This is a genomic window from Polystyrenella longa (assembly GCF_007750395.1).
GTDB classification, from domain to species: domain Bacteria; phylum Planctomycetota; class Planctomycetia; order Planctomycetales; family Planctomycetaceae; genus Polystyrenella; species Polystyrenella longa.
The window spans coordinates 1,265,001-1,279,000 of sequence record NZ_CP036281.1; the positions used below are offsets into that span (position 1 = coordinate 1,265,001).

General features: G+C 49.4%; 9 protein-coding genes. 6 read left to right on the forward strand and 3 right to left on the reverse strand.

What is annotated here, in order from left to right; genetic code table 11:
* Positions 1–229 precede the first annotated feature (229 nt).
* Positions 230–382: a hypothetical protein gene (locus Pla110_RS22530; RefSeq protein WP_197440507.1), complete on the forward strand. Its 153-nt coding sequence runs from the start codon at positions 230–232 to the stop codon at positions 380–382.
* Positions 383–1,189 carry a GDSL-type esterase/lipase family protein gene (locus Pla110_RS04830; RefSeq protein WP_144993784.1) on the forward strand — a complete coding sequence of 269 codons (807 nt, stop codon included), beginning with the start codon at positions 383–385 and terminating at the stop codon, positions 1,187–1,189. It begins immediately after the preceding gene.
* Positions 1,190–1,380: 191 nt separating this feature from the next.
* Here Pla110_RS04830 and Pla110_RS04835 read toward each other — a convergent pair whose 3' ends face one another.
* Positions 1,381–2,127, reverse strand: coding sequence for a zinc-ribbon domain-containing protein (locus Pla110_RS04835; protein WP_144993786.1), 747 nt, complete (start codon positions 2,125–2,127; stop codon positions 1,381–1,383).
* Positions 2,128–2,653: 526 nt separating this feature from the next.
* Positions 2,654–2,917, reverse strand: coding sequence for a hypothetical protein (locus tag Pla110_RS04840; protein WP_144993788.1), 264 nt, complete (start codon positions 2,915–2,917; stop codon positions 2,654–2,656).
* A gap of 228 nt (positions 2,918–3,145) precedes the next feature.
* Here Pla110_RS04840 and Pla110_RS04845 point away from each other — a divergent pair, with 228 nt between their 5' ends.
* Positions 3,146–7,432, forward strand: a complete 4,287-nt coding sequence (locus Pla110_RS04845; protein ID WP_231742917.1) for an FG-GAP repeat domain-containing protein — start codon at positions 3,146–3,148, stop codon at positions 7,430–7,432.
* A 20-nt stretch (positions 7,433–7,452) separates the two neighbouring features.
* Here the strand turns inward: Pla110_RS04845 and Pla110_RS04850 are convergent, their stop codons facing one another.
* Positions 7,453–8,445, reverse strand: coding sequence for an aldo/keto reductase (locus Pla110_RS04850; protein ID WP_144993792.1), 993 nt, complete (start codon positions 8,443–8,445; stop codon positions 7,453–7,455).
* Positions 8,446–8,816: 371 nt separating this feature from the next.
* Here Pla110_RS04850 and Pla110_RS04855 point away from each other — a divergent pair, with 371 nt between their 5' ends.
* The 3 genes from Pla110_RS04855 (at position 8,817) to Pla110_RS04865 (ending at position 14,000) form a co-directional block, all read left to right on the forward strand.
* The gene (locus tag Pla110_RS04855) at positions 8,817–10,901 is read left to right on the forward strand and encodes a prolyl oligopeptidase family serine peptidase (protein ID WP_144999594.1); all 2,085 of its coding nucleotides are present in this window, start codon (positions 8,817–8,819) and stop codon (positions 10,899–10,901) included.
* A 170-nt stretch (positions 10,902–11,071) separates the two neighbouring features.
* Positions 11,072–12,061 (forward strand): metallophosphoesterase, encoded by a 990-nt coding sequence (locus Pla110_RS04860; RefSeq protein WP_144993794.1) that lies wholly within the window; start codon positions 11,072–11,074, stop codon positions 12,059–12,061.
* Positions 12,062–12,188: 127 nt separating this feature from the next.
* Positions 12,189–14,000 carry an alpha-amylase family protein gene (locus Pla110_RS04865; protein WP_144993796.1) on the forward strand — a complete coding sequence of 604 codons (1,812 nt, stop codon included), beginning with the start codon at positions 12,189–12,191 and terminating at the stop codon, positions 13,998–14,000.

A 14,000-nucleotide genomic window follows, 5' to 3' on the forward strand; every position in this document is an offset into this window, starting at 1 on the left:
TAGCGAGGATGATTTTCTTAGTCAGGTTCTTAATGTCTTTGGTGGCTTTGTGGTGAAAAAGACATCTTGGCCGTTCTCTCGCTGAGTAATTGTCAGAACACCTCGCGGAGAGTTAATGGGAGAAGAATAATTGCGACTGTACCTGAAGTAACGAGTCGCTAGAATACTAACAGGTGCGATTCTGGTTTCTTGTTCTATTCAATACCGTCGTCAATCAGAGTAACTTTGTATGACTACATCTCTAAAACGGTTGGGGGCCATTCTCGTAATCTCTATTGGCCTCATTGCTTCGCTGCTCACGTTTCCTGCTGTGGTTCCCTGGATGATTGCCGGTTGGTTGAGCGTCGCGACTGTATTTATGGTGCGACAAGGTCCGGGTTAGTTGCCGCTTGCTGTCTGTGCGGTCATCGTACTGATAAAAAATGTCGACTGGCCACCGGCGATTTTCCTGCTGGCTGCCGTCATGCTGGGCGTGGGGTTTGGACGATTTATCCTGTTTCGAAAACAGTCTCCGCAACATTCCAGTCCCCTCATCAAGGGGATGAGTACGATTGCTCTCTGGGGAGCGTGGCTAGTGTTTACCTGGTCATGGTTGGCCTCCGCGCAAAGCAGCACAACGCCGCAATTAGATGGACAACGCCCGGTTGTTTGCGTGGGCGATAGTCTCACTGCGTTCGGATATCCGGAGGAGCTCGGAAAGTTGTTGTCGATTCCAGTAATCAATCAGGGAATGGATGGAATCACCAGCGGCGATGCGCTGAAGGACTTACCAAAGCTGATCGATGAGAATCCGCAGATCGTTGTGATCGAACTGGGAGGACATGATTTTCTCAAAGGAAAAACGCGGGCAGCGACGAAAGCGAATCTCCAGAAAATTGTCGATGCCTGCGAGGAGATCGGAGGCGCAGTCATCATCATGGAAGTCCCGCGCGGATTCATCGTCGATCCATTTGGTGGGCTCGAACGCGAATTAGTCCGGGACAACGATTTAGAGTTAGTCTCCGACGGAGTGATTCGAAATCTCGTCCTGTGGAGTCCTTTTGCTCCACCTGGTTCGTTGTTCGCCTCGGACCAGCATTTGAGCAACGACGGCCTGCACCCCAATTCGCAAGGAAATCAATACATGGCCGAAAGTATCGCCAACGTGTTCACAGGATGGTACGGCGAAACCATCCGGGCGAAGCCCTGATATTGTGTTGGGAATTGGGAATAGAGAGCAAGGGCACTCGGCTGGTGACGTTCTGCGTCAGGTGAGCCCGCTTTAAGTAGCTAATGAAATAATAACATTTCATAGGAGGGGAAAAACTAGAGGCGGAGGGCTTCGTTGTCTTTGTCAAAAAACATGTTCACGTTTAAAATTCCATTGTTACGACTAATCTTTTAATCATTGTAAACAGTTTCCCAGACGTTTTCTGTCTTCAAATCAATTCTGTTCACTGTAGTGTTATTGCCTTCTCCGTTTGCCCACAGCCTGTAGTACGTTTTCTTCTCGACGCCAAAATCATTTTTAGAAATTACCCATGAATCAATATAGTACCCGCCATCTTTTTCAGTGACTTTCGTCCCGCCTTCAAAGATACTTGGGAATTCGACGGTTTCAGGATTACGCATCACCGTTGGGATAATCTCCTTCGCCAGTGCGCGGGTCATTACATCACCAGACCATTCTGTTGGCTTTTGATTTGGTGAATAATCGGTATTACGCTGATATAGGCTGTCGTTCGATTGATTTATTTCTTTCTCGGAATCACCGGACACGAGGTAGAAGAATCCGGCGAAAAGAATCACGCAAATGGTTAAGCAACCAGCATAAGTATCTCTGGTATTGACCTCCTTTTTGAGAGGCGATCCGCAATGTGGGCACGCCGTTGCACTCTTACTGATCTGGTTGTTGCAATCTTTACATATAGTTAGGTTCTGTTTATTTAGTTTTGGTGGGCTGGCAACATTTAATTCAACTGATTTAGGTTCAATTCCCACATGTCGTGGAGGCTCTGCTTTTTTCTTCGGCGGAGCACATTGTTCACAAGCCATAGGGTCATCTAACGCCATTGGAATAAAATACTGTTGTTTGCACATGGGGCAGGCCCACAATCTTCGATCGGCGGGTGGTTGTGGTATATCCATTGGTATGTATCCGGCGTAGGGTATAGTTGTTAAATGTACATTATGTACTTTGCGTGGAGGCAATTTCAATAGCGAGAGGCCGTTCACTAAATGAACGCTATTTCACAAAACCCATATCTTCACTCCAATTTTCACCGCGTTCCAAATTCTCCATCGCCTTCTTCAATTCCTTAGGCTTTAAAACCGTTTCTTAAATCGCCGAATGCTCAATAGATGGGCCAGTCAGGGAGTTATTCAAGCTGAACGTATTCCTATCGCGATCAATGAGTACCGTGCGCTCCTAGGCAGCAATTCTGGCGTATGAGGCCTCGGGTAGCTCGTCTACCGTGGGCAACCTTCGAAACTCTTTCGGGCTCGTTCACGCAGCGATAGGTTGGATATAAGCAGTTCGCATTTCGTGAGGTAACGTGGGACGCTGTAGTGAGAAAGCATTCTAACAGCCCTTCCATCATCGGCACGACTGAACGAACCAGACCGAGGGACCCCATAAGCGGCATCTATCAGGCGAAGATGCGAGTAGCGGCATTCAATCCACTTCTGATGAGTCCTCCGATGACTGATCCGTTTCGATCTCGGAGGGATTTTGTGAGGCGTCGTTTTTGCCTTGGTTGTAAATCATCAGGACAATCACCCCGATGGTGCCGCCCATGAAGAAGAGGCAGCAGGCGCCTCCCAGGTCGATGCGGATGCTGCCACCGATCATCATGACCAGGAGTGCGAGCACGGCAAATACTAACAGGCATCCAAAACCCCCTTTGGCGAAGGCGATCCCTTTTTCAGAAGATGACATGGTGAGGATCGCTTTCTGGTGATCGTGGAAACTTCTGGTTTCAGTGGTCGGGGCCGTTGCTTGCACATGTATTTAAATGTGTTGAACGAAGCCGTTGTTTCGGGGATAACTCTACTAAAATAAAGATTGAGGTGTTGAAAATCTACCCGGATTTCGTAGAGAGGAATGGCATTTTATGTTGTTTACGTTCGATCCCCCCGACTGAACATTATTTTGAGGGTTATTCCTGTGCGAATTCTCCATCATTTCCTGTCTCTGACTTTGTTCAATAAATCCAGAAACCGTCCTTCCTTCGCTCCTCGCGACGTGAGAAAGAGTCGGTTGAATCAGCTCGATATTCTAGAAACTCGCCAAATGCTTTCGGGCGTTTCTTCTCTCGCGTTAGGGGCAGCGGCAGCAGCTGCGGGAACAGGGAATTTCGAAGAGTCGGCCGAAAGTTTTGCCGACACTCAACAGTCAAAACTGGCCGTCCTTGAGGATTTTAATGGGGATGGGCACGTAGACGTCTTTCTGGCCGGTGCCGGAACTGCTGCCGATGTGAATGTCATCGATCTGGAGAATGAACTCTGGTTGAACCAGGGAGATGGCACCTTTTTGAAGCAAAGCTCCCCGTCCGGAGCATTCCGAATTGACAGCGTTGTCGCCGCGAATCTGGATGGCGACAGCGATGTTGATCTATTGGTCGCTTCTACAGATGGGGAAACGAATAGAGTCAGTATCTGGTGGAATGACGGAAATGGAACATTTAGCGAAGAGGTGCTGGATGATTCAGAGGAATTGTTGTTGGTAACTGCCGTTGCGGATGTCGATGGTGATGCGGATCAGGATGTGGTTCTCGTTCTCAGGGACGAACCTACACCTCAGGTGTATAAAAATGATGGTGCCGGGAACTTCAGTTTGGGAGAAGCGTTCGTCATTCAGGGAGATAACCGCGGGAACGACCTGATCAAGGACATTAATTTTGGTGACGTCGATGGCGATGGTGATCTGGATGCGATCATTACCTACAACTACTTGAGAACCTCTTTTCACGACGCCACCATTTTAGTTTTCATCAATGATGGGAATGGCGTCCTTGATGACCGTCGCCCGAGTTTCAGTGCTTACGATTCTCATTCAACGGAACTGGGTGATGTCGACGGCGATGGTGATCTCGATATTGTTGTGGTCGGATTGGATTTGGGTGAGTATTCGAATTCACGGATATTGTTTAACAATGGACAGGGTATCTTTACGGAAGGGCATCAATGGTTGCGTTCCGCTGCGAATGCCAACCTTGCTGACATCGATGCCGATGGAGATTTGGATCTCCTGTTCGCGATAGACGTCACTTCCGAGACACCGGATGAGTGGAAGCATAATTTGTATCTAAATGATGGCAGCGGGTTTTTCTCACCCAGTCCGGAAATATTCGGCACGACAATTCCTGGTGAAGAGGCTCATCACGCCTTTGTCGCTACGGGTGATCTGGATGGTGATGGATCCGTGGATGTTCTGTTAGGACAGATTGAAGCCAACGATCAAGTCTGGTTCAACACCAATAAGGTGCGGTTGCCCTACCGGCACAATTTCGAAATGTCCCGTCCTGCATTTCAGGGTTTGGAATTGAACCGGGAATCGACGACGTCGATTCAACAGTCCGGTATGAATCGGTCGTTAAGATTTGATAATTCAGGTTTGACTGGCCTGACGACGGCGACGGTGGAAACTGTTTCGGCACTGCCTGCCGAATTCAACTTCTCAGCGGAGTTAACCTCCGTTGCCGGTTCCAATCGCTGGTATGATGGATTCCTGATCTTCGATTACAAGTCAGAAACCAACTTCAAATATGCCGGTCTGTTTGCCGGGCAGAATCAGTGGGTCATTGGCCATTATCAGGGGGACTTCAGTAATCGATTGGCCCAGGTCGACTGGGATGATGTCGGTCGATCCATCAACACCAATGAAGCTTATTTACTTGAGGTCGCCATTTCGGGCAACGACGTTCAATTGTGGGTCGATGGTGAGAATATTCTAGAAGCGACCTTTGGTGGTGTCTTCAATACAGGATCGGTTGGACTGGCGTCTTACAATGCAGTTACCTTGTTTGACGACATTCAGTTGGTCTCCGAGAATACGCTGTTACCTATCCACGAGACGTTTGAGTACGGAGAGAAAACCAGCCTGCATTACAACAAGCCGAACGGTACGGATCTTGTCTTCCGAAACGGCAATAGTTATCTGAAACTGGATGTCTCCGGACGAAATGAGTTGGCCGTGGCGGTTTCAATGTCGGCAGAGGAGTTGCCTGAGGTTTATGAAATCAAGTCGACCGTTCAGTCCATCGCTGGCCCCAATCGCTGGTACGATGGGTTTGTTGTTTTTGATTATAAAAGCGAAACCGACTTTAAGTATGCCGGTATGTTCGTCGGCCAGAACGAGTGGTCTATTGGGCATTATCAAGGAAACTGGAATAACCGCATCGCCAATGTCGATTGGGATGACACGGGTCGGTCGATCAACCCGGGCACGGATTACGAGCTGAATATTCAGATCGTCGATTCGACGGTGCAATTGAAAGTCAACGGAGAGTTCATTGCGGAGGGAACATTTACCAACTGGCATGGTGACGGTTCCGTCGGTATGGCGAGTTATAAAGCGGAAACCTGGTTTAAAGAATTTCATGTCGCCGAAACACTGACACCGTTTCCAGCCCATTACGAGCGATTCGATGATCGTACTCTGCAATATTTGTATATAGACCGAGACCGCGCAGCGGGATTCGGGTCTGAAGGTACCTTTTCAAACCCGGGGAATACCTATTTAGAAATGGAAGATTCCAGTGCGACGTTATCAAATTACTTTACCGTTGATGTCAGTTCACAATTAAATCCGTCCTATGAAGTTTCGGTGGAGATGAGTTTCACGGGGACCTTCAATTCTCGAATATTCGGTTCGAGTCTTATCTTGTTTGATTTTATGAATGAGCAGAATTATAAGGTCGCTGGTTTTCATGATGGTCAGTTTGTGATCTCGGAAGTCGTTAATAGTTCAATCCATGAGCTTGAACTGACGACGGGTGCATTCGTGGAATACACCAGGATGGACCGTACTCTGCTGCGGAACACTCCTTATACGATGCATTTAGATGTAGTCGGAAACAGGGCTACTTTCTCACTGGATGGAGAAGTTCTGGTTTCTTATGAATTCGACGAAATGTTGAAAGATGGCAAAGTTGGAATCGTAACGGATGACGGCATGTTTGCCGTCGATAACTTTGTTGTAGGTGATCACGCTCCGCTGGGAGGTCCCTCCAAATTGGGTTACCTCGAGGATTTCTATTACCCGGACGAGGTGTATACGTTTACTTACAGTGAGGAAGCAACTGTCAGCTATGTCAATAATGGGCTGTTTGATCGTACTAAGCTGCAAATTGATTCCACCGAAGGAAATGGAGTTGGTTTTGCGATCCAGGAAACGCATTCACCGCTAGCGAACGTGTTCGATGTGATTACAGAAGTACAAGCGGTTAGCGGTACGGATCGATGGATCGATGGCTTCGTTATCTTTGATTACCAGAGCGAAACCGACTTCAAGTACGCCGGTATGTTCGCCGGACAGAATACGTGGGTCGTTGGGCATTATCAGGGTGACTGGTCCAATCGCCTGCTGGAAGTCGACTGGTCATTGGAAGGGCGGGCGATTACTACAGACATCGACTACTTGCTGCATGTGAGTGTAGATGGATCCGCCGTGACTTTACACGTTGATGGTGAGCTGATCGGCACGGCGAACTTTTCGGCCTCGGTGCACGCGGGTCAAGTCGGCCTGGCGGTCGCCAATGGTGTGACTTTGTTTGACAACTTCAGCTTGTTTAACGAAATCCAAAGGGGACGCGCTGCGGATTTCCCCTACGTGCGAAATCTGGATTCCTTTGTGGATCAGCGGCTGAGAGCGTTCCGATATAATGATCTCATGATCGAAGTCAATGATCCCGCCGAACGGCTTGCAGCCGTGGTTCTACCTCTTGATGAGCCTCTTCCCGAAACGTTCGTGATAAAATCCGAAGGATTAATTGGATATCCGGTGCCTATAACGCTTCAAAATAGCTTTATTATTTTTGACTACAAAAGTCCTTCTGACTACAAATATGCGGGGGCTGATTACGGAGCAAAGCTTTGGAGTGTCGGCCATCATCTCAACGGGAACGATCACGCTGTTTCGACGGCCCCAATGACGGATACGCAATATTACCAGTTGGCTAGTTCCACGCAGAAGTTTGAACTGCACGTTGATGGAGATCAAGTCATGTTCAAGTGGGATCGAGCCTTTGAAATCAGCGGGAACTTCGATGCTTCTGTTAATCAGGGACAGGTAGGAATTGCCACGATCATGAATCGTTATCACTACCGCAATCAGACAATGTCGCAGACGCTGAGCAATATGCCCTTTGCACTTCTTGAATCTGAAAGTACCCCTGCAGGAACAGATCTGGTTTTTGCCGATAGTCAAATTCAGGATGAAATCCTGACGTGAGTGGCTGCTTCTAAGAAGGCTTAAGCCCCTCGCATCGGGTCGGGTTGTTGCCAGGGGGGAGGGCAGATCATGTCGAGTTGGGCCAGATGGTCCTGGGGGATGGTGACTTTGGCGGCTTGAAGGGCGTCTTCGATCTGGGATTGGTTTTTGATACCGACGATGACAGAACGGATGGCTGGTTGAGTTAAGGCCCAGGCGAGGGCGTACTGCGCCATCGGGATGTCCGCACTATTAGCGAGAGATTCGATTGCTTCAAGTTTATCGAACAGCGGGTCATCCTGCTGCCAGATCCAATCTGGTTTTTCTTCGGCACGGGAGCCGGCCGGTGGAGCGGAGCCCCGTTTGTATTTGCCTGTGAGCAAACCGCTCTGCAGCGGTTGATAAGGAGTCACTGCGATGTCGTGCTTCTCGCAGAACTGAAGGTCGTGATGGAACTCACGTCTCAGCAGGCTAAAGGGGACTTGCGAGCTGACAACGTGCGGCAGGTTGTGTTTATCCGCCAGCCAGAGCATTTCGCACATCTGCCAGGCGGCATGATTTGACGCCCCGAAGCATCGGATTTTTCCCTGGCGAACGGCCGTCTCCATCGCGTTTAACGTGACGTCGAGGGGGACATACTTATCGGGCCAGTGGATGATATAGAGGTCAATGTAGTCTGTTTTCAATCTACTCAGGCTTTGGTCCAGTTCTCGCAAAATATGACTGGCGGAGAGTCCGCGATCCTGCGGTCCGGGTCCCACGGGGGCACCGACTTTGGTCGCGAGGACGACTTTCTCGCGGCGATCGTGAATTGCTTTCCCGACGATCTCTTCGGCAACCCCTCCCGGACTTCCGAGATACCGGGTGTACCCTTCGTAGGCGTTCGCGGTGTCGACGAAGTTGATCCCCTCGTCAATCGCGAAATGCGTGAGCTTGATGGCGTCCGTTTCGGCGACGGGGGAACCGAAGGTCATCGTACCGAGGCAGATAGGAGAGACAAGCAGGCCGCTGGAACCAAGAGGACGAAGTTGCATGGGGTACCTGTTTTCGGTTGGAACCACAGATGGACACGGATTTACACAGATGGGGAACAATCCACACTAAAGCGAAGTTGTCCGCCGTGCAACTGTAGGAGTGGAACAGGATCAACATGATCTGTTCGTAGCCCGACCAGAGGGTGAAGCAGAACAGAAATGCGAGCATCCGCCAACTCGTTCTCAGTAAGGAACGTATTATGGTTCTCTGGAAGCTGCCTTCTTGAAAAAATGACAACGGTACTGATGCTGTGTGATTTAAGGTTTTGTTTGCCGCGATTGGTCGCTCTAATTAAGAGGTGAACGAAGGAAATCTTTCTTCTCAGGAGAGTTGAATGAAATTGAACGTCTTGTTGTCCGCAGTTTTTCTGATGTGTGGTGTAATTGTAGCACTGGCTGAGTCCGTTGACTATCCGGAATCGAAAATAATGAATCAGGTTGATAATTATCACGGCACCGAAGTTGCCGATCCGTATCGTTGGTTAGAGGACGACGTCCGCGAGTCAGCGGTGGTCAAGCAGTGGGTCGAAAAGCAAAACGAGGTGACGTTCGATTATCTCGAAAAATTGCCCATGCGCGAGGCATTCCAGAAGAAGCTGGAACAGCTCTGGAATTTTGAGCGATATTCAATTCCGTATAAAATAGGCGGACGGTATTTCTACAGGCGGAATGATGGGCTACAGAATCAGTCGGTGTTGTACGTTCTCGACGAACTGGATGGGGAACCGCGGGTGTTACTCGATCCGAATCAGTTGTCGGAAGACGGAACGACGGCGCTCGCCCGGTATACAATCAGTGACGATGGAAAGTTGATGGCGTACGCACTGTCGGAGTCGGGGTCGGATTGGAACAAATGGTATGTGATGGATATTGATACAGGCGAAAAACGCAGCGACGAGATTCAGTTTACGAAGTTCACCTCGGCGACCTGGACGAAGGACAATCAGGGATTCTTCTATTCCCGATTTCCGGAACCGAAAGATGACTTTCAGGATTTGAACAAGAATCAGAAGGTCTATTATCATCGCATCGGGACACCGCAGGCAGAGGACAAGCTGATCTACGAGCGTCCGGATGAACCCGATTGGGGTTTCGCGAATTCGATTAGTGATGATGGTCGTTACCTTATTCTTTCGGCATGGAAGGGGACCGACCCGAAGGCGCGTATCTTCTATAAGGATTTGACCGTCGATAATTCAGCCCCGGTGGCGTTGATCGATCATTTCGAGAACGAATACGGATTTCTGGGGAATGATGGCGAACTGTTTTATTTTGTCACCGATAAAGACGCCCCGCGCCGCCGCGTGATTGCAATTGATCTTAACAAACCGGAACCAGAGAATTGGCGGGAGATCATTCCGGAAGCCGAAGCGAAACTCGATGATGTTTCGCTGGTGAACAATCTGTTCGTGATCAACTACCTGGAAGATGTGAAGTCGCGTGTCCGTATTTTCAATGTCGCGGGGAAGCATGTTCGCGACGTGGAACTAGCAGGGATTGGTACGGCCAGTGGCTTCAATGGCGAGCGAACGGATACTGAAACTTTCTATGCGTTTCAGAGCTTCATCCAACCACCTACGATTTATCGTTATAACTTGATCACGGGCGAGCAGGAAATCTTTCGCAAACCGGAAGTCGACTTCTCACCCGAGGACCTGGAGGTCCAGCAGGTCTTTTACGAAAGCAAAGATGGCACCCCCATTCCGATGTTTCTCATCTCAAAAAAGGGGCTTCAGCAGAATTGCGAGAACGCCACGATTCTGTATGGTTACGGTGGGTTTGGAATTTCATTAACACCCGGGTTCAGTGTTGGTTGGTTGAGCTGGGTGGAGATGGGAGGCGTGGTGGCCATCGCCAATCTGCGCGGTGGCGGCGAGTACGGTGAAGAGTGGCATCAAGCGGGAACAAAGCTGAATAAGCAGAACGTGTTTGATGACTTCATCTCTGCTGGGAAATGGTTGATTGAAAATAATTACACGCAGCCAGCGAAATTGGGCATCACGGGTCGTAGCAACGGTGGGCTGCTTATCGGGGCCGTCCTTAACCAGGCTCCCGAGTTGTTTGGCGCTGCGGTTCCCGGAGTAGGCGTGATGGATATGCTCCGCTTCCATCAATTCACCGCGGGACGCTACTGGGTCGATGACTATGGTTCTGCCGAGAATCCAGAGGAGTTCGATGCACTCTATGCGTATTCCCCCTATCACAATATCAAAGAAGTTGAGTATCCCGCGACCTTGGTGATTACAGCCGATACTGACGACCGGGTGGTACCCGGTCACAGCTTCAAATACATCGCCCGCTTACAGGAGCAACAGCAGGGGGAGGCGCCAGTAATGATTCGTATCGAAACATCTGCCGGTCATGGAGCAGGGACACCGATTTCAAAAGTGATCGAAGAGAAAGCCGATACATGGGCGTTCTTTGCGAAGCACCTCGGATTGAAACAGTCCCCGTAGGTATTTGAGTGGGAATCGTTGCATCTTTGTGTTTTTGATTAATTCAGGCTTAGTGACAGGTGGGGAAGAAGATGCTGGTTGTCATGGCTTGGTCGCTCGGTGTAAGCTAAAGGACTGCATGAAAAACCTACCTGAAATCTCTCCATCCCACCTCAAAACTGGAGTCTCGAATGACCCGTCCCGCCTTGTTGCTGGCCCTGATGTTGTCCTGCGTTGTCACTGTTCCGTCGATACTATTTGCGGGAGAAACTGATGAATCTTTTAGCATCGTTTTACTTCCAGACACACAGAACTATTCTGAAAAGTTCCCGGACACTTACACGCAGCAGACAGTCTGGATTCGCCAGAACAAAGAGACGGAAAACATCAAGTTCGTTATTCACCTTGGAGATGTCGTGCAAACGGCGGCGGTTGAGGAGCAATGGGTTAACGCTCATAAATCAATGAGGTTGCTCGATGGTATTCTTCCCTACAGTATGGTGCCGGGTAACCATGACCAGGTTAACGAAGGTGGTGGACCGACTCGTAACACGACTCTGTATAACAAATACTTCGGACCGGACCGCTTCGAACTGGAGTCCTGGTACGGTGGCAACTTTGAAGATAAGAATGATAACAATTATGTCTTCTTCGAAGCGGCTGGAATTAAGTTCATGGTGATTAGCCTGGAGTTCTGTCCTCGAAATGAAGTTCTTCGCTGGGCGGGCAATGTAGCCAAAAAGCATCCTGATCATCAGGTTATCATGGCAACTCACTCCTATCTGAGAAGTGATGGTCGCGACACGGGGAATGTGAAAAGTTACGGACTCTCCGGCAATACTGGTGAAGAACTATGGGAGAAATTTGTCAGCAAACACCCCAATGTCTTCATGGTTGTGTGCGGACATATCGGTGCCTCTTACAATCAAACCAGCACAAACGAAGCGGGTAAACCCGTTCACGAGATTCTCGTCGACTATCAGAATCTTGAAAATGGTGGCGATGGCTGGTTACGCGTTCTAGAATTCACACCGTCTGAAAACAAAGTGAGAGCAAAAACGTATTCACCGGTTGTGAATGATTTCAAAACAGAAGGGGCTCACCAGTACGAACTCGATTTCGAGATGACTCGTGCCCCTGTCGCCCCAGAAAAAGAGGCAGCTGCTCCTGCCATACCGTAAGATCAAAGACGGCAACAGAGTCAGAACTATTCTGAAAACCTGTTACCGTTTTGTATTTCGGCCCGAAGGAATTTCTATATTCCACTTCTGTCGGCTTTCAAGTGACTCTTGTAAGAAGAATTTGCGCATGCATTCTCCACTGAACATCATCTTCGTCTGTCTGATCGGATTGTTGACTGTTCCAGCAGGATTCTGTTGGGCTGAGGGGCAAGCAGAGCCTCAGGTAATTTATCTGAACGACATGAGCCACTGTGAGCCACAATCCGCGATAAAATCGGCGGACTCTGCTGGAAACGGTGAAGCAAACCAATGGAGGTTGATCCCTTACCGAACAAAAGAAGTTACGGGAACGATGCTGGGAGCAGCCTCCTATGTGAATGCTCCCGAAGTGCGACTGCCGATAGATGTCGACGGATGGTATTCCGTCTATCTGGGAATCTGGAATCCACATTTGACTTATGATGGGAAGACCGTGGTGAAAGCACGGTTGTCGAATCGGGAAGTCTTTCAACAGTTTCATCCCGGCGCCAGCCCCGATAATCAGGGGGCGACTTTTATCGAAGAGGTCCATTTCGGAAACGCCGATCTGAGCGAAGAATCGTATATTGCCTTTGGGAAGTCCAACGGCATGCAACCACGCAGCTCCTTTGTTGCGTACGTGAAACTAGTTCCGCTCACCACGAAGCAGGTGGAAAAAGAGATTGCTCGTCGAAATGATCCCCAGCAGAAAAACCTCGTGGCGACATTTGATGGCTCGTCGATTTATCATTTCAGTGATTGCACGGAGCAGTCCCATTTGCTGGAGTGGGTCGAGAAGCATAAAGATGCCTCGACAAAGAAAATTCTGTGGGCGGTTACCTATGGCGACAAAGTCGGCTTTCCGACTTCGAACCCGAACCTGACCTACCTGGGTGATGAAAAGTTGATGTCCAACAGCAGCCTGATTCCGGGGAACGACTATCAACGCGGTCATCTTCAGATGGAACAGTTCTTTCGTAAGTCAGAGGAAGAAGGAATTGTCCCTCAACAAAAACTGGCCGAACATACGCACTCCCTTGGAATGCAATTCGATCTGATGTTCCGCATCGGTTTTCTGGGAGGGCTCGGTTTATCCGAATTACACAAGGATAACTTTGTGTCGAAGCACCCTGAAGTTCGTCAGGTGACTCATGACGGACGTGTGTTGGAGAAAGGGAGTCTCGCCTTTCCGCTGATGCAGCAATTGATTCTGGAGCAGATCGAAGAGAGTTGTCAGTTAATCGATACGGATGGGATCAATCTCTGTTTTGTGCGGGGACCGCATTTTCTGCTCTGGGAAGAGCCTGTGCGTAAAGCATTTGAAGAGAAATACGGAGAATCGAGTGACGGAATTGCTGAGAATGACCCGCGGATTAAGCAGGTGCGTGCGGACATCATGACCGGTTTCATGCAGCAGGTTCGGAATCGACTCGATGAACTGGGCGAAGAGCGCGGACGGCCTTTTACGTTGTCGGTCTGGGTCTGGCCACATGACCGGAACGTCTGGCTCGGTCGACATCCGCTGGATGAAGGGCTCGATGTGCAGGAATGGATTAAACAGGACCTTCTCGATAGTGTACTCTGCCAGGAAGGAATTGATCAAAATTATATCGACTTGGGCAAAGAGCACGGCTGTGAATTTACACTCTTCACTGGTTACCGTGATGAGAAAACGATGTCACCGACTTCCGTCTTGAAGGCAGAAGCAGAGGGAGTGGGATCCTTTGTTTACTGGGACGTCGATGCCGTACAGAATGATCCTCGGACCTGGCGCTGGTTGCGAATGTTGGGAGTCAGTGATCGGTTGAAAGAGTTCCGAGACGACAACACGCTCATGAAACGAAACCTCTTTCAGCTGATTGAGCTGAACGGTATCAGAGTGGATGCCGGTCTGGCCGATGCTGTCTATTCTGGCGGTTAA

What these genes read in the sequence shown, in the direction of transcription:
- Pla110_RS04865 (WP_144993796.1), top strand. Translation starts at nt 12,189, where the DNA reads ATGCATTCTCCACTGAACATCATCTTCGTCTGTCTGATCGGATTGTTG.
- Pla110_RS22530 (WP_197440507.1), top strand. Translation starts at nt 230, where the DNA reads ATGACTACATCTCTAAAACGGTTGGGGGCCATTCTCGTAATCTCTATT.
- Pla110_RS04855 (WP_144999594.1), top strand. Translation starts at nt 8,817, where the DNA reads ATGTGTGGTGTAATTGTAGCACTGGCTGAGTCCGTTGACTATCCGGAA.
- Pla110_RS04860 (WP_144993794.1), top strand. Translation starts at nt 11,072, where the DNA reads ATGACCCGTCCCGCCTTGTTGCTGGCCCTGATGTTGTCCTGCGTTGTC.
- Pla110_RS04840 (WP_144993788.1), bottom strand. Translation starts at nt 2,917, where the DNA reads ATGTCATCTTCTGAAAAAGGGATCGCCTTCGCCAAAGGGGGTTTTGGA.
- Pla110_RS04850 (WP_144993792.1), bottom strand. Translation starts at nt 8,445, where the DNA reads ATGCAACTTCGTCCTCTTGGTTCCAGCGGCCTGCTTGTCTCTCCTATC.
- Pla110_RS04835 (WP_144993786.1), bottom strand. Translation starts at nt 2,127, where the DNA reads ATGGATATACCACAACCACCCGCCGATCGAAGATTGTGGGCCTGCCCC.